Annotated in this window: 17 protein-coding genes; all 17 read left to right on the top strand. The window is 62.7% G+C overall.

Going from position 1 to position 20,787, the window contains the following annotated elements; all coding sequences use genetic code 11:
• The first annotated feature begins 99 nt into the window (after positions 1-99).
• The 17 genes from pyrH (at position 100) to pyrG (ending at position 20,601) form a co-directional block, all read left to right on the top strand.
• Complete coding sequence (gene pyrH, locus HU738_RS08460; RefSeq protein ID WP_003252294.1) at positions 100-843, top strand: UMP kinase; 744 nt, start codon at positions 100-102, stop codon at positions 841-843.
• On the top strand, positions 840-1,397 hold the full coding sequence (gene frr / locus HU738_RS08465) for a ribosome recycling factor (RefSeq protein ID WP_054885374.1): 558 nt from the start codon (positions 840-842) through the stop codon (positions 1,395-1,397). Before pyrH ends, frr begins: the two co-directional genes overlap by 4 nt.
• Before the next feature lie 15 nt (positions 1,398-1,412).
• Entirely contained in the window at positions 1,413-2,168 is a 756-nt protein-coding gene (gene uppS / locus HU738_RS08470; protein ID WP_027920033.1) for a polyprenyl diphosphate synthase, read from the top strand.
• Positions 2,168-2,983, top strand: a complete 816-nt coding sequence (locus tag HU738_RS08475) for a phosphatidate cytidylyltransferase (RefSeq protein ID WP_176506558.1) — start codon at positions 2,168-2,170, stop codon at positions 2,981-2,983. Before uppS ends, HU738_RS08475 begins: the two co-directional genes overlap by 1 nt.
• A complete protein-coding gene (ispC, locus tag HU738_RS08480; protein WP_176506557.1) occupies positions 2,980-4,170 on the top strand; it encodes a 1-deoxy-D-xylulose-5-phosphate reductoisomerase in 1,191 nt (396 codons plus the stop codon). The genes HU738_RS08475 and ispC overlap by 4 nt, the downstream gene beginning before the upstream one ends.
• 48 nt (positions 4,171-4,218) lie before the next feature.
• Complete coding sequence (rseP, locus tag HU738_RS08485; RefSeq protein ID WP_186603191.1) at positions 4,219-5,571, top strand: sigma E protease regulator RseP; 1,353 nt, start codon at positions 4,219-4,221, stop codon at positions 5,569-5,571.
• A 74-nt stretch (positions 5,572-5,645) separates the two neighbouring features.
• Positions 5,646-7,994: an outer membrane protein assembly factor BamA gene (gene bamA, locus HU738_RS08490; RefSeq protein WP_186603190.1), complete on the top strand. Its 2,349-nt coding sequence runs from the start codon at positions 5,646-5,648 to the stop codon at positions 7,992-7,994.
• A gap of 44 nt (positions 7,995-8,038) precedes the next feature.
• Positions 8,039-8,542, top strand: a complete 504-nt coding sequence (locus HU738_RS08495) for an OmpH/Skp family outer membrane protein (RefSeq protein ID WP_003252311.1) — start codon at positions 8,039-8,041, stop codon at positions 8,540-8,542.
• A 1-nt stretch (position 8,543) separates the two neighbouring features.
• A complete protein-coding gene (gene lpxD / locus HU738_RS08500; protein WP_054885368.1) occupies positions 8,544-9,599 on the top strand; it encodes a UDP-3-O-(3-hydroxymyristoyl)glucosamine N-acyltransferase in 1,056 nt (351 codons plus the stop codon).
• 113 nt (positions 9,600-9,712) lie between these two features.
• On the top strand, positions 9,713-10,153 hold the full coding sequence (fabZ, locus tag HU738_RS08505; RefSeq protein WP_003252314.1) for a 3-hydroxyacyl-ACP dehydratase FabZ: 441 nt from the start codon (positions 9,713-9,715) through the stop codon (positions 10,151-10,153).
• Positions 10,150-10,926 carry an acyl-ACP--UDP-N-acetylglucosamine O-acyltransferase gene (gene lpxA, locus HU738_RS08510; RefSeq protein WP_176506554.1) on the top strand — a complete coding sequence of 259 codons (777 nt, stop codon included), beginning with the start codon at positions 10,150-10,152 and terminating at the stop codon, positions 10,924-10,926. The genes fabZ and lpxA overlap by 4 nt, the downstream gene beginning before the upstream one ends.
• A gap of 1 nt (position 10,927) precedes the next feature.
• Positions 10,928-12,055 (top strand): lipid-A-disaccharide synthase, encoded by a 1,128-nt coding sequence (gene lpxB, locus HU738_RS08515; protein ID WP_176506553.1) that lies wholly within the window; start codon positions 10,928-10,930, stop codon positions 12,053-12,055.
• Between the two features lies 1 nt (position 12,056).
• Positions 12,057-12,680 carry a ribonuclease HII gene (rnhB, locus tag HU738_RS08520; protein WP_176506552.1) on the top strand — a complete coding sequence of 208 codons (624 nt, stop codon included), beginning with the start codon at positions 12,057-12,059 and terminating at the stop codon, positions 12,678-12,680.
• 89 nt (positions 12,681-12,769) lie between these two features.
• Complete coding sequence (dnaE, locus tag HU738_RS08525) at positions 12,770-16,294, top strand: DNA polymerase III subunit alpha (protein ID WP_186603189.1); 3,525 nt, start codon at positions 12,770-12,772, stop codon at positions 16,292-16,294.
• A gap of 105 nt (positions 16,295-16,399) precedes the next feature.
• Positions 16,400-17,347 (top strand): acetyl-CoA carboxylase carboxyl transferase subunit alpha, encoded by a 948-nt coding sequence (gene accA, locus HU738_RS08530; protein WP_054885363.1) that lies wholly within the window; start codon positions 16,400-16,402, stop codon positions 17,345-17,347.
• Between the two features lie 72 nt (positions 17,348-17,419).
• Positions 17,420-18,703, top strand: a complete 1,284-nt coding sequence (gene tilS, locus HU738_RS08535) for a tRNA lysidine(34) synthetase TilS (RefSeq protein ID WP_186603188.1) — start codon at positions 17,420-17,422, stop codon at positions 18,701-18,703.
• Between the two features lie 269 nt (positions 18,704-18,972).
• Positions 18,973-20,601 carry a CTP synthase gene (gene pyrG / locus HU738_RS08540; protein WP_186603187.1) on the top strand — a complete coding sequence of 543 codons (1,629 nt, stop codon included), beginning with the start codon at positions 18,973-18,975 and terminating at the stop codon, positions 20,599-20,601.
• Positions 20,602-20,787: the final 186 nt, after the last annotated feature.

Consider the following 20,787-nt stretch of genomic DNA (forward strand, 5'->3'; position numbering starts at 1 on the left):
CCCGACGCCGCTGGCACCAAAACGGTGCCACGCTACAGTTAGCAAGCCGAAAACGGCTCGCACGAATTTTCTAAAAGTACGCCGCAGGAGAGACTCGCAATGGCTCAGCAGGTGAGTGGTCGCCAACCTCGCTATAAACGCATTTTGCTCAAACTTAGCGGCGAGGCCCTGATGGGCTCGGAAGACTTCGGCATCGATCCGAAGGTGCTGGATCGCATGGCCCTTGAAGTCGGCCAGCTGGTGGGGATCGGTGTCCAGGTCGGCCTGGTGATCGGTGGTGGCAACCTGTTCCGCGGCGCAGCGCTCAGTGCAGCCGGCATGGACCGTGTCACCGGCGACCACATGGGGATGCTGGCCACTGTCATGAACGGCCTGGCCATGCGCGATGCGCTGGAGCGTTCGAACATCCCGGCCCTGGTCATGTCGGCCATTTCCATGGTTGGCGTCACCGATCATTACGATCGTCGCAAAGCTATTCGCCACCTCAACTCCGGGGATGTGGTAATTTTCTCTGCCGGTACCGGCAACCCGTTCTTCACCACCGACTCTGCAGCCTGCCTGCGCGCCATCGAAATCGATGCCGACGTGGTGCTGAAGGCGACCAAGGTCGATGGCGTGTACACTGCCGACCCATTCAAGGATCCGCATGCCGAGAAGTTCGATCACCTGACCTATGACGAGGTCCTGGATCGCAAGCTGGGTGTGATGGACCTGACCGCAATCTGCCTGTGCCGTGACCACAAGATGCCATTGCGGGTATTCAACATGAACAAGCCTGGCGCCCTGCTGAACATCGTGGTGGGTGGCGCTGAAGGTACTCTGATCGAGGAAGGCCAAGCATGATCAACGACATCAAGAAAGACGCGCAGGAGCGCATGGGCAAATCCATCGAAGCCCTGGCTCGCAACCTGGCGGCGATCCGTACCGGTCGCGCCCACCCAAGCATCCTGGACAGCGTCAAGGTCACGGCCTGGGGTAGCGAGATGCCGCTGAACCAGGTAGCTGCGATCACCGTCGAAGATGCCCGCACCCTGAAGATCGTCGCTCACGACAAGAACCTCAGCGCTGCCATCGAGAAGGCCATCCTGACCTCCGACCTGGGCCTGAACCCCTCCAGCGCCGGTACCACCATCCGTGTACCGATGCCGGCCCTGACCGAAGAAACCCGCAAGGGCTACACCAAGCAGGCCAGCAGCGTTGCCGAAGACGCCAAGGTGGCTGTGCGTAACGTGCGCCGCGATGCCCTGGGTGATCTGAAGAAGCTGACCAAGGACAAGGAAATCAGCGAAGACGAAGAGCGTCGCGCCGCTGACGAGATCCAGAAGCTGACCGACAAGTTCATTGCTGAAGTCGATGCCGCTTACAAAGCCAAGGAAAAGGACCTGATGGCCGTTTAAGGCCGAGGTTTTTTAATGGAAAAGTCCAAGTTGGCGGCACCGTCATCGGTGCCGCGTCACGTCGCGATCATCATGGATGGCAACAACCGCTGGGCGAAGAAGCGCCTGCTGCCCGGCGTCGCCGGGCACAAGGCTGGCGTCGACGCGGTGCGCGCAGTCATCGAGGTGTGCGCCGAATCCGGGGTCGAAGTGCTGACCCTGTTCGCCTTCTCCAGTGAAAACTGGCAGCGCCCGGCCGAAGAGGTCGGTGCGTTGATGGAGCTGTTCTTCTCGGCCTTGCGCCGTGAAGCCCGGCGCCTCAACGAGAACAACATCAGCCTGCGCATCATCGGTGACCGTTCGCGATTCCACCCCGAGCTGCAGGCCGCCATGCGCGAAGCCGAGGCGCTGACAGCGGGCAGTAACCGCTTCATTCTGCAGATCGCCGCCAACTACGGCGGCCAGTGGGATATCGCTCAGGCCGCCCAACGCCTGGCGCGTGAGGTTCAGGCCGGCCATCTGCGCCCGGACGACATCACCCCTGGCCTGTTGCAGACCTGCCTGGCCACAGGCGAGCTGCCATTGCCCGACCTGTGCATCCGTACCGGTGGCGAGCATCGCATCAGCAACTTCCTGCTGTGGCAACTGGCCTATGCCGAATTGTACTTCTCCGACCTCTACTGGCCGGATTTCAAACACGAGGCCATGCGCAAAGCCCTGGCCGATTTCGCTTCGCGCCAGCGCCGCTTCGGTAAGACCAGCGAGCAGGTCGAGGCTGGAGCTCGTGCTTAATGCTTAAACAACGCATCATTACCGCGCTGATCCTGTTGCCGGTCGCGCTGGGTGGTTTCTTCCTGCTCGACGGCGGGGACTTCGCCCTGTTCATCGGCTTCGTGGTGACCCTCGGTGCCTGGGAGTGGGCGCGCCTGGCCGGGCTGGTGGCCCAGCCATTGCGCATCGCCTACGCCGCTGTGGTCGCCGGAGCGCTGATGCTGCTCCATCTCATGCCGGACCTGGCACCGTGGGTGCTTGGCGCTTCGGTCATCTGGTGGGCGCTGGCCACCTGGTTGGTGCTGACCTATCCACGCAGCAGCGAGCTGTGGGCCAGTGCGGCCTGCAAGCTGCTGATCGGCTTGCTGATCTTGTTGCCGGCATGGCAAGGGCTGATCCTGCTCAAGCATTGGCAGCTCGGCAACTGGCTGATCCTGTCGGTCATGGTGCTGGTCTGGGCAGCTGATATCGGTGCCTATTTCTCCGGTCGTGCATTTGGCAAGCGCAAGCTGGCGCCGCAAGTGAGCCCGGGCAAGAGCTGGGAAGGCGTCTATGGTGGCCTAGCGGTCAGCCTGGTGATCACCCTGGTGGTGGGCGTCAGCCGTGACTGGAGCTTCGGCCAGCTTCTGCTGGGCCTGCTGGGTGCTGCGCTGGTGGTCATGTCGTCGGTGATCGGTGACCTGACCGAGAGCATGTTCAAGCGTCGGGCCGGCATCAAGGACAGCAGTAACCTGCTGCCTGGCCATGGTGGGGTGCTGGATCGCATCGACAGCCTGACCGCAGCGATCCCGATCTTCGCCGTGCTGCTGTGGGCTGCCGAATGGGGTGTGATGTGAGTCGCACGCAGCGTATTACTGTCCTGGGTGCGACCGGCTCGATCGGTCTCAATACCCTCGATGTGATCGCGCGGCACCCCGAACGCTACCAGGTGTTCGCGCTCAGCGGCTATTCGCGCATCGACGAGCTGCTGGCCCTGTGCGTTCGGCACCACCCGGTCTATGCCGTGGTGCCCGATGACGAAGCCGCTGCGCGCCTGCGTGATGGTCTGGTGGGTGCCGGCTGCGCTACCCAGGTGCTGGTAGGGGAGGCGGGCCTCTGCGAGGTCGCGGCAGCCCCTGACGTGGATGCGGTGATGGCTGCCATCGTGGGCGCCGCTGGCCTGCGTCCGACCCTGGCCGCCGTGGAGGCGGGCAAGAAGGTGTTGCTGGCCAACAAGGAGGCGCTGGTGATGTCCGGCGCGCTGTTCATGGACGCGGTGCGGCGCAGTGGCGCCGTGCTGCTGCCGATCGACAGCGAGCACAATGCGATCTTCCAGTGCCTGCCGGGAGATTATGCTCGCGGCCTCAGCCAGGTCGGCGTGCGCCGTATCCTGCTGACCGCCTCGGGTGGGCCGTTCCGCGAGACGCCGCAGGCGGCCTTGGCCGACGTCACGCCGGAACAGGCTTGTGCTCACCCCAACTGGTCGATGGGCCGGAAGATTTCCGTGGACTCGGCCAGCATGATGAACAAGGGCCTGGAGCTGATCGAAGCCTGCTGGTTGTTCGATGCGGCGCCGGCCAAGGTCGAGGTGGTCGTGCATCCGCAAAGCGTGATCCATTCGCTGGTCGACTACATCGACGGTTCGGTGCTGGCCCAGTTGGGCAATCCGGACATGCGCACCCCCATCGCGAATGCCTTGGCCTGGCCGGAGCGTATCGATTCCGGGGTTGCCCCGCTGGACCTGTTCGCCATTGCCCGTCTGGACTTCCAGGCGCCGGACGAACAGCGCTTCCCTTGCCTGCGCCTGGCGCGCGAGGCGGCCGAAGCCGGTAACAGCGCGCCTGCGGTGCTCAATGCGGCCAACGAGGTCGCGGTCGAGGCATTTCTCCAGCGGCGTATCCGGTTCCCTGAGATCGCGGGTATGATCGAGCAGGTGCTTGATCAGGAACCCGTGGTGCCGCTGCCATCGCTGGAGGCCGTGTTCGCTGCCGACCAGCGTGCCCGAGAGCTGGCCCGTGAGTGGCTGAGGCGTCACGGTCGTTGAGGCCTGGCGCGCTACCAGGGTTCTGCTGAACGTCATTCGGAGATAGATATGACTGCGCTCTACATGATTGTCGGCACCCTGGTGGCCCTGGGTGTACTGGTCACATTCCACGAGTTTGGCCACTTCTGGGTCGCACGGCGTTGCGGGGTCAAGGTGCTGCGCTTCTCCGTCGGCTTCGGTATGCCGTTGCTGCGCTGGCATGACCGCCAGGGCACCGAGTTCGTGGTGGCGGCGATTCCGCTGGGTGGCTACGTCAAGATGCTCGACGAGCGTGAGGGCGAAGTGCCTCCGGCGCTTGCCGATCAAGCGTTCAATCGCAAGTCGGTGCGTCAGCGCATCGCCATCGTGGCCGCAGGCCCGATCGCCAATTTCCTCCTGGCCATCGTCTTCTTCTGGCTGCTGGCCATGCTCGGTACCCAGCAGGTCCGCCCGGTAATCGGTGCGGTCGAGCCGGGGAGCCTGGCAGCATCGGCAGGCCTGGCCGCTGGTCAGGAAATTGTATCTATCGATGGCAAGGCGACCAGCGGTTGGTCGGCAGTCAATTTGCAGCTGGTTCGCCGCCTGGGTGAAAGTGGCACCCTGCAGGTTGGGGTGCGCGACGATGGCTCCACCGCCGAGCGCCAGTTGCAGGTGAAGCTGGATCATTGGCTCAAGGGGGCCGACGAGCCGGACCCTATTCAGTCCCTGGGCCTGCGCCCATGGCGGCCGGCGGTGTCGCCCGTACTGGCCGAGATCGATCCGAAAGGCCCCGCTGCCGCCGCTGGCCTGAAGGCCGGGGATAAATTGCTCGCCCTCGACGGCGCGGCGCTCAGTGATTGGCAGCAGGTGGTAGACAGTGTTCGTGCCCGCCCTGATTCCCAGGTGGTGCTGCGAGTCGAGCGCGACGGCGCGGCCCTCGATGTGCCGGTCACGCTGGCTCACAAAGGCGAAGGCAAGGCGGCCGGGGGCTACCTCGGCGCGGGTGTGAAGGGCGCCGAATGGCCTGCCAGCATGCTTCGCGAAGTCAGCTATGGCCCGCTGGATGCCGTGGGCGAGGGGCTCTCGCGGACCTGGAACATGAGCGTCCTGACCCTTGAGTCGCTGAAGAAAATGCTGTTCGGTGAGCTCTCGGTAAAAAACTTGAGCGGACCGATAACCATTGCTAAAGTGGCGGGCGCTTCAGCCCAGTCCGGCGTGGGGGATTTCCTGAATTTCCTGGCCTACCTGAGCATAAGCCTGGGGGTTCTTAACCTGCTGCCCATTCCAGTACTGGATGGGGGGCATTTGCTGTTTTACCTGGTCGAGTGGGCGCGCGGTCGTCCATTGTCAGAACGGGTGCAAGGTTGGGGGGTCCAGATCGGTATCAGTTTGGTCGTAGGGGTGATGTTGCTCGCCCTGATCAACGATCTGGGTCGACTTTAAAAGCTTCGCTCAATTGCGAACCTGCCGTCACCATGCGGCGGGTTGTTTATTGCCAGTTGGAATAAAAGGACTTCATGAAACGTCTGCTGCTAACTGCGGTCATGTCCGCACTGATGATCGCTGAAGTTCACGCCGAGTCCTTCACTATCTCCGATATTCGTGTCAACGGCCTGCAGCGGGTGTCCGCCGGCAGCGTGTTCGGCGCCTTGCCACTCAACGTTGGCGACCAGGCTGACGACCGCCGCCTGGTGGATTCCACCCGTTCGCTGTTCAAGACCGGCTTCTTCCAGGACATCCAGCTGAACCGCGATGGCAACGTCCTGATCATCAACGTGGTCGAGCGTCCGTCGGTGTCGAGCATCGAGATCGAAGGCAACAAGGCGATCAGCACCGAAGACCTGATGAAGGGCCTGAAGCAGTCGGGCCTGGCCGAAGGCGAGATCTTCCAGCGTGCCACCCTCGAAGGCGTGCGCAACGAGCTGCAGCGCCAGTACGTGGCCCAGGGCCGCTACTCGGCCGAGGTCGACGCCGAAGTCGTGCCGCAGCCGCGCAACCGTGTGGCGCTGAAGATCAAGATCAACGAAGGCACCGTTGCCGCCATCCAGCACATCAACATCGTTGGCAACACCGTGTTCAGCGATGAAGAGCTGCAGCAGCTGTTCGAGCTGAAGACCACCAACTGGCTGTCGTTCTTCAAGAACGACGACAAGTACGCCCGCGAAAAGCTCTCCGGTGACCTGGAGCGCCTGCGTTCCTACTACCTGGACCGCGGCTACATCAACATGGACATCGCCTCCACCCAGGTGTCGATCACCCCGGACAAGAAGCACGTCTACATCACCGTCAACGTCAACGAAGGCGAGAAGTACACCGTTCGCGACGTGAAGCTGTCGGGTGACCTGAAGGTGCCGGAAGACCAGGTCAAGTCGCTGCTGCTGGTGCAGCCGGGCCAGGTGTTCTCGCGCAAGGTCATGACCACCACTTCCGAGCTGATCACCCGCCGCCTGGGCAACGAAGGCTACACCTTCGCCAACGTCAACGGCGTGCCGCAGCCGAACGACCAGGACCACACTGTCGACATCATGTTCGTGGTCGACCCGGGCAAGCGTGCCTACGTCAACCGCATCAACTACCGCGGCAACACCAAGACCGAAGACGAAGTGCTGCGCCGTGAAATGCGCCAGATGGAAGGCGGCTGGGCGTCGACCTACCTGATCGACCAGTCCAAGACCCGTCTCGAGCGCCTGGGCTTCTTCAAGGAAGTCAACGTCGAGACCCCGGCCGTGCCAGGCACCGACGACCAGGTCGACGTCAACTACAGCGTCGAAGAGCAAGCCTCCGGTTCGATCACCGCCAGCGTCGGTTTCGCCCAGAGCGCCGGCCTGATCCTCGGTGGTTCGATCAGCCAGAGCAACTTCCTCGGTACCGGTAACAAGGTGTCCATCGGCCTGACCCGTTCGGAGTACCAGACCCGCTACAACTTCGGCTTCGTTGATCCCTACTTCACTGCCGACGGCGTGAGCCTGGGCTACAACGCTTTCTACCGCAGCACCGACTACAGCGACCTCGACGTCGACGTGGCCAGCTATGCGGTGGACAGCCTGGGTGCCGGTGTCAGCCTCGGTTACCCGATCAGCGAAACCTCGCGCCTGACCTACGGCCTGACCGTTCAGCAGGACAAGATCAAGACCGGTAAGTACACCGTTGACGAGATCTTCGACTTCCTCAAGCAGGAAGGTGACAACTTCACCAACTTCAAGGCCTCGATCGGCTGGTCCGAGTCGACCCTGAACAAAGGTGTGCTGGCGACCCGTGGTCACTCCCAGAGCCTGACGCTCGAGAGCACCATTCCAGGCAGCGACCTGTCGTTCTACAAGCTCGACTACCGCGGCCAGCTGTTCAAGCCGATTACCAACGATTACACCCTGCGCCTGCATACCGAACTGGGCTATGGTGATGGCTACGGTAGCACCTCGGGCCTGCCGTTCTATGAGAACTACTACGCGGGTGGCTTCAACTCCGTGCGTGGTTTCAAAGACAGTACGCTGGGCCCGCGCAGTACGCCTAGTACCGGCAAGAACCCGGGCACCATCGCCGACCCGGACCAGGATCCGCTGCCATTCGGTGGCAACGTGCTGGTGCAAGGTGGTGTCGAGTTGCTGTTCCCGCTGCCGTTCGTCAAGGACCAGCGTTCCCTGCGTACCTCGGTATTCTGGGACGTGGGTAACGTGTTCGACACCAACTGCGGCAGCAAGCCGGATTGCGAGAAGGTCGGCTTCTCGGGCATGGCCAGTTCGGTCGGCCTGGGCGTCACCTGGATCACGGCCCTGGGCCCGTTGAGCTTCAGCCTGGCGATGCCGGTGAAGAAGCCGACCGATGCCGATACCCAGGTGTTCCAATTCTCTCTGGGCCAGACCTTCTAAGGTCGGCCCTTGCTTAACGACAACGGTTTTTCCAGGAGTGCATCGTGCGTAAATTGGCTCAACTGGCCGTAGTGGCCGCGGCGCTGGTCGCCACCCCGGCTTTCGCCGAAATGAAGGTCGCCGTGCTGAACTATCAGATGGCCCTGCTCGAATCCGATGCCGCCAAGAAGTACGCGGTCGACGCCGAGAAGAAGTTCGGCCCGCAACTGACCAAGCTGAAGAGCCTGGAAAGCAGCGCCAAGGGCATCCAGGACCGCCTGATCAAGGGTGGCGACAAGATGCAGCAGCAGGAGCGTGAGCGTCTGGAGCTTGAATTCAAGCAGAAAGCCCGTGACTTCCAGTTCCAGTCCAAGGAACTGAACGAGGCCAAGGCCGTTGCTGACCGCGATATGCTCAAGCAGCTCAAGCCGAAGCTGGACGGCGCTGTCGAGGAAGTGATCAAGAAAGGCGGCTACGACCTGGTTCTCGAGCGCGGCGCGGTCATCGATGTCAAACCTCAGTACGACATCACCCGCCAAGTCATCGAGCGTATGAACCAAGCGCGTTGATATGACCGTGACCATGACGCTCGGCCAGCTGGCCGAGGCCCTCGGGGCCACACTGAAAGGCCCTGAAGCGCTGCAGATTACCGGGCTGGCTACCTTGCAGGAGGCTGGCCCCGGTCAATTGAGCTTCCTCGCCAACCCGCAATACCGCAAATACCTGGACAACTGCCAGGCCGCCGCGGTGCTGCTCAAGGCTGCGGACGCCGAAGGCTTTGCCGGCAATGCCCTGGTCGTGGCTGACCCGTACCTGGCTTATGCGCGTATCTCCCACCTGTTCGACCCCAAACCCAAGGCTGTGGCGGGTATTCATCCCAGCGCCGTGGTGGCGGAGGATGCCCAGGTGGATGCGAGTGCCAGTATCGGGCCGTTCGCGGTCATCGAAAGCGGTGCGCGCATCGGCGCCAACGTCAGCATCGGGGCGCATTGCTTCATCGGTGCGCGTTGCGTGGTCGGCGAAGGTGGCTGGCTGGCACCGCGCGTCACGCTCTACCACGACGTGACCATTGGCAAGCGTGTGGTCATCCAGTCGGGTGCAGTGATCGGCGGTGAGGGCTTCGGCTTCGCCAACGAGAAGGGCATCTGGCGCAAGATCGCCCAGATTGGCGGGGTCACCATCGGCGATGACGTCGAGATCGGCGTCAACACCGCCGTAGACCGAGGCGCGTTGTCCGACACCCGGATCGGTGATGGGGTCAAACTCGACAACCAGATCCAGATCGCCCATAACGTGCAGATCGGTGATCACACGGCCATGGCTGCCTGTGTCGGCATCTCCGGCAGTGCGCGCATCGGCAAGCATTGCATGCTGGCGGGGGGCGTGGGCCTGGTGGGGCATATCGATATCTGCGATAACGTATTTGTTTCCGGAATGACCATGGTGACCCGCTCGATCACCGAACCTGGTTCCTATTCATCCGGCACGGCCATGCAGCCCCTGGCTGACTGGCGCAAGAGCGCGGCGCGCATTCGCCAGCTCGATGACATGGCCAAACGGCTCCAGCAGCTGGAAAAACGTGTCGATACCGTGACCTCAGGTGGCCAGCCGACATCAGAAGGCTGATACCATTTCCTGAGCAAGAGTGAACAGTCGCTAGCTGGCTCCTCTTTGGACTGCAAAAGGAGCGTGTGGTCAGCACCTGCGCTCCCTATTCTTATTACAGGCTTCCCCCCGAAATGATGGACATCAACGAGATTCGCGAATACCTGCCTCACCGCTACCCGTTCCTGCTGGTAGATCGCGTGACGGATCTGGACTTCGAGGCCCAGAGCATTCGTGCCTACAAGAATGTCAGCATCAACGAGCCGTTCTTCAATGGCCATTTCCCGGCTCACCCGATCATGCCGGGCGTCCTGATCATCGAAGCCATGGCCCAGGCGGCCGGCATCCTTGGTTTCAAGATGCTCGATGCCAAGCCGGCCGATGGCACCCTGTACTACTTCGTCGGTTCCGACAAGCTGCGTTTCCGTCAGCCGGTGCTGCCGGGCGACCAGCTGGTACTGGAAGCCAAGTTCCTCAGCCGCAAAAGCATGATCTGGAAGTTCGAATGCCGCGCCCTGGTCGACGGCAAGCCGGTGTGCTCGGCTGAGATCACCTGTGCGGAACGCTCCCTATGAGTTCGATTGATCCGCGGGCGATCATCGATCCCTCGGCCAAGCTGGCCGAGGGCGTCGAGGTTGGCCCGTGGTCGATCGTCGGCCCCGACGTCGAAATCGGCGAGGGCACCGTCATTGGCCCCCATGTCGTGCTTAAAGGGCCGACCCGGATTGGCAAGCACAACCGTATCTACCAGTTTTCCTCGATTGGTGAAGACACCCCTGACCTCAAGTACAAGGGTGAGCCGACACGCTTGGTGATCGGTGATCACAACGTGATCCGCGAGGGGGTGACCATTCATCGTGGTACGGTCCAGGACCGTTCGGAAACCACCCTGGGCGATCACAACCTGATCATGGCCTATGCCCATATCGGCCATGACAGCGTCATCGGCAATCACTGCATCCTGGTCAACAATACCGCGCTGGCCGGGCATGTGCACGTGGGCGATTGGGCGATCTTGTCCGGATTCACCCTGGTGCATCAATACTGCCACATCGGCGCCCATGCGTTCTCTGGCATGGGCACGGCGATCGGCAAGGATGTGCCGGCCTTCGTCACGGTGTTCGGCAGCCCTGCCGAAGCCCGTAGCATGAACTTCGAAGGCATGCGCCGCCGTGGTTTCAGCGACGAGGTCATCCATGCCCTGCGCCGTTCATACAAGATCGTCTACCGCCAGGGTCTGACCGTGGAAGAGGCGATCAAAGAGCTGGACGAACTGGCCGCCAAGCACGAACAGGTCGAGCTGTTCCGCCAGTCGATCGTGAACTCTGCCCGCGGCATCACCCGCTGACATGGCGCAGCTTTGCGTAGCTCTGGTCGCAGGTGAGGCCAGCGGCGATATCCTCGGTTCTGGTCTGATGCGCGCCCTCAAGGCGCGCCATCCCGATGTGCGTTTCATCGGTGTGGGCGGCCCGTTGATGGAGGCCGAAGGCCTTCAGTCTTACTTCCCCATGGAACGCCTGGCGGTCATGGGCCTGGTCGAAGTGCTGGGGCGCCTGCGTGAGTTGCTCAAGCGGCGCAAGGTGCTGATCCAGACCTTGATCGACGAGAAGCCCGATGTGTTCATCGGCATCGATGCCCCCGATTTCACCCTCAATATCGAACTGAAACTGCGTCAGGCCGGGATCAAGACCGTACATTACGTCAGCCCGTCGGTCTGGGCGTGGCGGCAGAAGCGCGTGCTGAAGATTCGCGAAGGTTGCGACCTGATGCTGACGCTGTTGCCCTTCGAAGCCCGCTTCTATGAAGAGCAGGGCGTGCCGGTGCGGTTTGTCGGCCATCCGTTGGCCGACACCATTCCGTTGACGGCAGACCGTCAGGCTGCGCGTAACGAACTGGGCCTGGCTGATGGGCCGGTGGTGGCGTTGATGCCGGGCAGCCGCGGTGGAGAGGTCGGGCGCCTGGGCGCGCTGTTCCTCGACGCCGCTCAGCGCCTGCGCGAACGGGTGCCTGGCGTGCGCTTCGTGCTGCCTTGCGCCAACGCAGCGCGTCGTGCTCAGATCGAGCAGATGCTCGAAGGGCGCGACTTGCCGTTGACCTTGCTCGATGGCCAGTCGCACCGGGCCCTGGCTGCCTGCGACGCGGTGTTGATCGCTTCGGGTACCGCCACGCTGGAGGCGCTGTTGTACAAGCGGCCGATGGTTGTAGCCTACCGCCTGGCACCGTTGACCTACTGGATTCTCAAGCGTCTGGTGAAAAGTCCCTACGTGTCGTTGCCCAACCTGCTGGCCCAGCGTGAACTGGTGCCTGAGCTGCTGCAGGATGCCGCGACCAGCGAAGCCCTTGCCCAGGCCCTGGCGCCGCTGGTCACCGACGGTGCCCGGCAGACCGAACGCTTCGACGAGATTCACCGCACCCTTCGCCGCGACGCCTCCAACCAGGCTGCCGACGCGGTGCTGGCCCTGCTCAAGGACCGCTGACATGCAGATTGGACTGGATTTCAACCTGGTCGAAGACCTGGTCGCCGGCGTCGACGAGGTTGGCCGCGGCCCGCTGTGCGGTGCGGTGGTCACGGCGGCGGTGATCCTCGACCCGGCGCGGCCGATTCTTGGCCTGAACGATTCGAAGAAACTCACCGAAGCCAAGCGCGAGGCGCTGTTCGACGAGATCTGCGAAAAAGCCTTGAGCTTCTGCATCGCCCGCGCCGAAGTCGAGGAAATCGACCGCTTGAACATCCTCCATGCCACCATGCTGGCCATGCAGCGAGCGGTGGAAGGGTTGCATGTGACGCCGAAGCTGGCACTGATCGACGGTAACCGTTGCCCGAAGCTGGCGGTACCGGCGTCGCCAGTGGTCAAAGGCGATAGCCAGGTGCCGGCAATCGCTGCCGCATCGATCCTGGCCAAGGTGACCCGGGACCGGGAGATGAGCGCATTCGAGCTGATCTACCCGGGTTACGGCATTGGCGGGCATAAAGGCTACCCAACGCCTGTGCACCTCGAAGCCCTCGAGCGCCTGGGCCCGACGCCCATTCATCGGCGCTCGTTCGGCCCGGTGCGGGCCGCCTGGGAAGCCCGCGAAGGCCTCATCGACTCGTTGATCTGACGATCCGGGGCCGCGCGGCGGCCCCAAAATCCCCTCGCAATTGCGCTACAATCCCGCCCTTGTCGTTCAGCACTGCTACAGGACTATCCATGTCGGTTCCCTTCGTTCACCTGCGCGTCCACTCCGAATTCTCGCTGGTCGACGGCCTGGTGCGGATCAAGCCGCTGGCCAAGGCGCTGGCGGGGATGAACATGCCCGCGGTGGCGATCACCGACCAGAGCAACATGTGCTCGCTGGTCAAGTTCTACAAGACCGCCATGGGCGCCGGGATCAAGCCGATTTGCGGTGCCGACCTGTGGCTGGCCGGCAACGACCCGGAAGCACCGCTGTCGCGTATCTGCTTCCTGGCCATGGACCCCAAGGGCTATCGCAACCTCACCGAATTGATCTCCCGTGGCTGGACCGAGGGCCAGCGCAACGGCCTGGTGATCCTCCAGCGTGAATGGATCGCGCCCGCGAGCGAGGGGCTGATTGCCCTGTCAGCCGGCAAGGAAGGCGATATCGGCATGGCCCTGATGAGTGGTCGCCAGGATGAAGCCGAAGCCCTGCTGCGTGACTGGATGGGCATGTTCCCGGAGCGCTTCTATGTCGAAGTGCAGCGCACCAATCGTGCCGGCGACGAAGAGTACGTGCACGCTGCCGTGGCCCTGGCCGATCAACTCGGCGCTCCACTGGTCGCCACCAACGACGTACGCTTCATCAAGCAGTCCGACTTCGACGCCCACGAAACCCGCGTCTGCATCGGCGAAGGCTGGACCCTCGACGATCCGCGCCGGCCGCGTATCTACAGCGACCAGCAGTACCTGAAATCGGCCGAGGAAATGGCCGAGCTGTTCAGCGACTTGCCCGACGCCCTTGCCAACACCGTCGAAATCGCCAAACGCTGCAACATCCAGGTGCAGCTGGGCAAATACTTCCTGCCCGATTTCCCGACGCCGAATGGCATGGGTATCGACGATTACCTGCGGCACGTCTCCTACGAAGGTCTGGAAGAGCGCCTGGCGGTGCTGTGGCCGAAAGAGACCACACCGAATTACGAAGAGAAGCGCCAGGTCTACCTGGACCGCCTGAAGTTCGAACTGGACATCATCATCCAGATGGGCTTCCCCGGTTACTTCCTGATCGTGATGGACTTCATCAAGTGGGCCAAGAACAACGGTGTGCCGGTGGGCCCGGGCCGGGGGTCGGGTGCCGGCTCGCTGGTGGCCTACGTGCTGAAGATCACCGACCTCGACCCGCTGGCCTACGACCTGCTGTTTGAGCGCTTCCTCAACCCTGAACGTATTTCCATGCCCGACTTCGACGTCGACTTCTGCATGGACGGCCGTGACCGGGTGATCGACTACGTGGCCGAAGCCTATGGCCGTAACGCGGTCAGCCAGATCATCACCTTCGGTACCATGGCGGCGAAGGCGGTGGTGCGAGACGTGGCGCGGGTACAGGGCAAGTCCTATGGCCTGGCTGACCGCCTGTCGAAGATGATCCCGTTCGAAGTCGGCATGACCCTGGAGAAGGCCTACGAGCAGGAAGAAATCCTGCGCGACTTCCTCAAGGGTGACGAAGACGCCCGTGAAATCTGGGACATGGCCCTGAAGCTCGAGGGCGTGACGCGCGGTACCGGCAAGCATGCCGGTGGCGTGGTCATTGCCCCGACCAAGCTCACCGACTTCTCGCCGATCGCCTGTGACGAAGAGGGCGGCGGCCTGGTTACCCAGTTCGACAAGGATGACGTCGAGGCCGCCGGCCTGGTGAAGTTCGACTTCCTCGGCCTGCGGACCCTGACCATCATCAAGTGGGCCATGGAGATCATCAACCGCGAGCAGGCCAAGAAGAACCTGCCAGACCTCAACATCGACTTCATCCCGCTGGACGACCGCAAGACCTACGAGCTGTTGCAGAAGGCCGAAACCACGGCGGTGTTCCAGCTTGAATCGCGGGGCATGAAAGAGCTGATCAAGAAGCTCAAGCCCGACTGCCTGGAAGACCTTATCGCACTGGTGGCGCTGTTCCGCCCAGGCCCGCTGCAGTCGGGCATGGTGGACGACTTCATCAACCGCAAGCATGGCCGCGCCGAGTTGGCGTACCCGCACCCGGACTACCAGTACGAAGGCCTGAAGCCGGTACTGGCGCCCACCTACGGCATCATCCTGTACCAGGAACAGGTGATGCAGATCGCCCAGGTGATGGCAGGCTATACCCTCGGCGGCGCCGACATGCTGCGCCGTGCGATGGGTAAGAAGAAGCCCGAGGAGATGGCCAAGCAGCGCGGTGGTTTCATCGAAGGTTGTGCCAACAACAATATCGATGCGGACCTGGCCGGTAACATCTTCGACCTGGTGGAAAAGTTCGCCGGCTACGGCTTCAACAAATCCCACTCCGCCGCCTATGGCCTGGTGTCGTACCAGACTGCCTGGCTGAAAACCCACCACCCGGCGCCGTTCATGGCTGCGGTACTGTCGGCGGATATGCACAACACCGACAAGGTGGTGGTGCTGGTCGAGGAAGTGCGCAGCATGAAACTGCGCCTCGACGCGCCGGACGTGAACTTCTCCGACTTCAAGTTCACCGTCAACGACGACGGGCGCATCGTCTACGGCCTGGGCGCCATCAAGGGCGTCGGCGAAGGCCCGGTGGAGGCCATTGTCGAGGCGCGTGCCCAGGGCGGCCCGTTCAAGGACCTGTTCGACTTCTGCGAGCGTATCGACCTCAAGCGGGTCAACAAGCGCACCCTCGATGCGTTGATCCGCAGTGGTGCGCTGGACCGTCTGGGCCCGTATTTCCATGACGAGATCAAGGCCTATCAGGCCAATATCGACCGCAATCGCGCGACCCTGCTGTCGGCCCTGGGCGAAGCCATCAAGGCCGCCGAGCAGGCGGCGCATACCGCTGACAGCGGCCACGTCGACCTGTTCGGCGGCATGTTCGACGCGGCGGATGTCGATGTCTACGCCAACCACCGCAAGGTGCGCGAACTGACCCTCAAGGAACGCCTGAAGGGCGAGAAGGACACGCTGGGCCTGTACCTCACCGGCCACCCGATTGACGAATACGAGACCGAGATTCGCCGTTTCGCTCGCCAGCGCATCATCGACCTCAAGCCGTCGCGCGAGACCCAGACCATCGCCGGGATGATCATTGCGTTGCGGGTGATGAAGAACAAGAAGGGCGACAAGATGGGCTTCGTCACCCTCGATGACCGTTCCGGGCGCATCGAGGCCTCGCTGTTTGCCGACGCCTACATGGCGGCACAGTCCTTGCTCCAGACTGATGCCATGGTGGTGGTCGAGGGCGAGGTCAGCAACGATGACTTCTCTGGCGGCCTGCGCCTGCGGGTGAAGCAGGTGATGACCATGGAGGACGCACGCACCAAGCTGGCCGAAAGCCTGCGCCTGAAAGTGGCACACGAAGCGCTCAAGGGCGACCGCCTCAAGTGGCTGGGCGAACTGATCACCCGCCATCGTGGGGCTTGCCCGATCACGCTGGAGTACACCGGCAGCGATGCCAAGGCCATGTTGCAGTTCGGCGAGCAGTGGAAGATCGACCCGGCTGATGGCCTGATTCAGGCGCTGCGTGACCAGTTCGGGCGTGAGAACGTCTTCCTGCAATATCGTTGAATCGACGAAATTTAATCTCGACCTATATGCGCCTGATCCCTTAAGGTAGGGCGCCAAACGGATCAACCGGCCGGCCGCCTGGCCGTAGACCCAAGACGGATGACTATGAACCCGAATTTTCTCGATTTCGAACAGCCGATTGCCGACCTGCAAGCCAAGATCGAAGGCCTGCGCCTGGTAGGCAACGACAACTCGCTGAACATCAGCGATGAAATTGCCCGTCTGCAAGACAAGAGCAACACCCTGACCGAAAGCATCTTCGGCAACCTGACCAGCTGGCAGATCGCCCGCCTGGCCCGTCACCCACGTCGTCCATACACCCTGGACTACCTGGATCACATCTTCACCGAGTTCGAAGAACTGCACGGTGACCGCCACTTCTCCGACGACGCCGCGATCGTCGGTGGTACGGCGCGTCTGGACGGCAAGCCAGTCATGGTCATCGGCCACCAGAAAGGTCGCGAAGTGCGCGAGAAGGTACGCCGCAACTTCGGCATGCCGCGCCCAGAGGGCTACCGCAAGGCCTGCCGCCTGATGGAAATGGCCGAGCGCTTCAAGATGCCGATCCTGACCTTCATCGACACCCCGGGCGCCTACCCGGGCATCGACGCCGAAGAGCGCAACCAGAGCGAGGCCATTGCCTGGAACCTGCGCGTCATGGCACGCCTGAAGACCCCGATCATCGCCACGGTGATCGGCGAGGGTGGTTCCGGCGGTGCACTGGCCATCGGCGTGTGCGACCAGCTGAACATGCTGCAGTACTCCACCTACTCGGTCATCTCGCCGGAAGGCTGCGCCTCGATCCTGTGGAAGACTGCCGACAAGGCCGCCGACGCTGCTGAAGCCATGGGCATCACCGCTGAGCGTCTGAAGAGCCTGAACATCGTCGACAAGGTCATCCAGGAGCCGCTGGGCGGCGCCCACCGCGACCCGGTCAAGATGTCCGAAAGCATCCGCGCCGACCTGGTGCAGCAGCTGGACATGCTCGGCAAGCTCGATAACGATGCGCTGCTGGCCCGTCGTTATGAGCGCCTGATGAGCTACGGCCTCTAAGTAGATCCCGGGGCCGCTCCGCGGCCCTCGTGGGTGCGGGTTCTCGGTTTTCTCAAGCCAAGTGAGGCCCTCATGATCAACCTCACCCCCTGGCTGCAAGCCCCCGCCTGGTACGTCGGCTACTCCGGTGGCCTCGACTCCACCGTCCTCTTGCATATGCTGGCCAGGCACGCCCGCAACCACCCGGCACCCCCGCTGCGTGCCCTGCATGTCCACCATGGCCTGCAATCCGCTGCGAACGCGTGGCCAGCCCACTGCCAGTCGATCTGTGACCAGCTCGGCATCGAGCTCCGGGTCATTCCCGTTGAGGTCAGCCCAGGCGCCAGCCTCGAACAGGCCGCCCGCGACGCCCGTTATGCCGCCTTCAGGCGTGTCCTCGGCCCCGGTGACATCTTGTTCGCTGCCCAGCACCGCGACGACCAAGCCGAAACATTGCTCTTGCGCCTGCTGCGCGGTGCCGGCTTGCGCGGCCTGACGGCGATGCCCACGCAACGGCCGCTGGGCCAGGGTAGCCTGGTCAGGCCATTGCTGGATGTTTCCCGAAAGCAACTGTATGACTACGCCCAGGCCCACGGCCTGAACTGGATAGAAGACCCTTCCAACGACGACACGGCCTTTGCCCGCAATTACCTGCGTGGCGAAGTGTTCCCGCTGCTGCAGCAGCGTTGGCCGCAGGCCAGCCAGAACTTTGCCCGCGCTGCGGAGCACCTGGGCGAAGCGCTTGGCCTGCTCGATGAGTTGGCACGCACTGATCTGGCTCAGGCCGGGGAGGGCGCTTCCCTTGCCTGGCCGCAGCTGGACTCGCTCGATCTGGCCATGCTCGGCACATTGTCGCCCGCGCGTCAGCGCAATGCCCTGCAATACTGGCTAAGCCGCCGCACCCGCTTGCCCGATACCCGCCATTGGGCCGGCTGGGCAGACCTGCGCGATGCGGCAGGGGATGCGCAACCCATCTGGCGCCTTGCCGATGGTCAGGTGGTACGTAGCCATGGGCGTATCTGGTGGTTGAGTGGCGACTGGCTGAAACAACCTGCCGGGGAGGTGGCCTGGCGTGAGCCCGGGGCAGCCCTGGAATTGCCGGATAACGGCAGCGTGCGGCTGGTCTGCACTCGGCCGATGAGCGGCCTGCATGTCGCCTACCGCCAGGGCGGCGAGGTGCTGGACATCCCCGGCCGCGGCCGGCGCGACCTCAAGCGCCTGCTCAACGAGCTGCAGGTCCCGCACTTCGTGCGCCCGCGACTGCCGTTGCTATATTGTGGCGAGCGCCTGCTGGCGGTGGCCAATCTGCCTTCGCTGGCGCAGGCCGATTGCCAGCTTCACTGGCAGCCGCCGACGAACGCGCAAGGTTTGAGCTGAAGGGTACATTCCGGTAGACTACCCTCCCTTCTTGATACAACTTCTGTGGCTTCCCCGGAAACACAGCAGTTGCCGATTACCAAGCAGTTTTTTGCTGGGCTGATCCTGAAAATGACGAGCGAGCTCCATGCCGGGGATCCCCCTGGTCTGTACAGACGCGGCAGTTTTTCGAGATGCACTGTGATTGACGCAGGTGATCGGGGGCTTCGGCCTTCCTTCGCTTTCTCCGGCGGCGCTGGCCGCCTTAACGCAGACTTCTAGGGTTTTTCATGACGCGCTACATATTCGTCACGGGCGGTGTTGTTTCTTCATTGGGGAAAGGCATTGCCTCGGCATCCCTGGCGGCCATCCTGGAAGCGCGGGGCCTGAAGGTCACCATGCTCAAGCTGGATCCGTACATCAACGTCGACCCGGGCACCATGAGCCCGTTCCAGCATGGTGAGGTGTTCGTCACCCACGATGGCGCCGAGACCGACCTTGACCTGGGCCACTACGAGCGGTTCATCCGCACGACCATGACCCAGAACAACAACTTCACCACCGGCCGTATCTACGAGCACGTGCTGCGTAAAGAACGCCGTGGTGACTACCTGGGCGCAACCATCCAGGTCATCCCGCACATCACCGACGAAATCAAGCGTCGCATCATCAAGGGTGCCGGCGATGCCGACGTGGCCCTGGTGGAAATCGGCGGTACCGTGGGTGACATCGAGTCGCAACCGTTCCTCGAGGCGATCCGCCAGCTGCGTGTCGAAGTGGGTTCCAAGCGCGCCATGCTGATGCACCTGACCCTGGTCCCGTACATCGCCACGGCTGGCGAGACCAAGACCAAGCCGACCCAGCACTCGGTCAAGGAGCTGCGCTCCATCGGCCTGCAGCCTGACGTGCTGATCTGCCGTTCCGACCACCCGGTCGATGCCTCGTCGCGTCGCAAGATCGCGCTGTTCACCAACGTCGAAGAACGTGCGGTGATTTCGCTGGAAGACGTCGACACCATCTACAAGATCCCAGGCGTGCTGCACGCCCAGGGCCTGGACGACTTCGTCGTCGAGCGCTTCGGCCTGCAGTGCAACAGCGCCGACCTGTCCGAGTGGGACAAGGTGGTCGATGCCAAGCTCAACCCTGAGCAGGAAGTCACCATCGCCATGGTCGGCAAGTACATGGAGCTGCTGGATGCGTACAAGTCGCTGATCGAAGCGATGAGCCACGCCGGCATCACCAACCGGACCAAGGTCAACCTGCGCTACATCGATTCCGAAGACATCGAGAACCAGGGCACCGGCCTGCTCGAAGGCGCCGACGCCATCCTGGTACCGGGCGGTTTCGGCCTGCGCGGCGTGGAAGGCAAGATCACCGCGGTGCAATACGCCCGTGAGAACAAGGTACCGTACCTGGGCATCTGCCTGGGCATGCAGGTGGCCGTGATCGAATTCGCCCGTAACGTGATGGGCTGGAAGGACGCCAACTCCACCGAATTCGACCGCAACAGCGGCCACCCCGTGGTCGGCCTGATCACCGAGTGGGCTGATGCCACCGGTGCCGTCGAGACCCGTAACGAAGCCTCCGACCTGGGCGGCACCATGCGCCTGGGCGCCCAGGACTGCCAGCTGGCTGCCGGTTCCAAAGTGCACGATTGCTACGGCAAGGATGTGATCACCGAGCGTCACCGTCACCGTTACGAGGTCAACAACAACCTGTTGCCACAGCTGGTGGACGCTGGCCTGGTGGTTTCCGGTCGTTCCGAAGACGGCGCGCTGGTTGAAGTGGTCGAGTCCAAGGACCACCCATGGTTCGTTGCCTGCCAGTTCCACCCGGAGTTCACCTCCACCCCGCGTGACGGTCACCCGCTGTTCAGCGGCTTCGTCAAGGCGGCCCTGGCGCAGAAGAACAAGGCCTGATTTTTTCAGGTGTTTGATGAGTTTTCCGACGGTTAAAGCCGCGCAAGGCTCATTTCTCGGGTAAAGTACGCCCCGATCTACCCCTGACCGTTCGGTCAGGGGTTGCTTCTGCCAGGCCTGCCTGCTGCGTCCCCGCCTGGTGCAAGGCAAGAATTCCCTAAAGTTGCGTTGTTTTCGTCAATTCTG

Origin of the sequence: Pseudomonas vlassakiae, assembly GCF_014269035.2 — a bacterium.
Classification (GTDB): domain Bacteria; phylum Pseudomonadota; class Gammaproteobacteria; order Pseudomonadales; family Pseudomonadaceae; genus Aquipseudomonas; species Aquipseudomonas vlassakiae.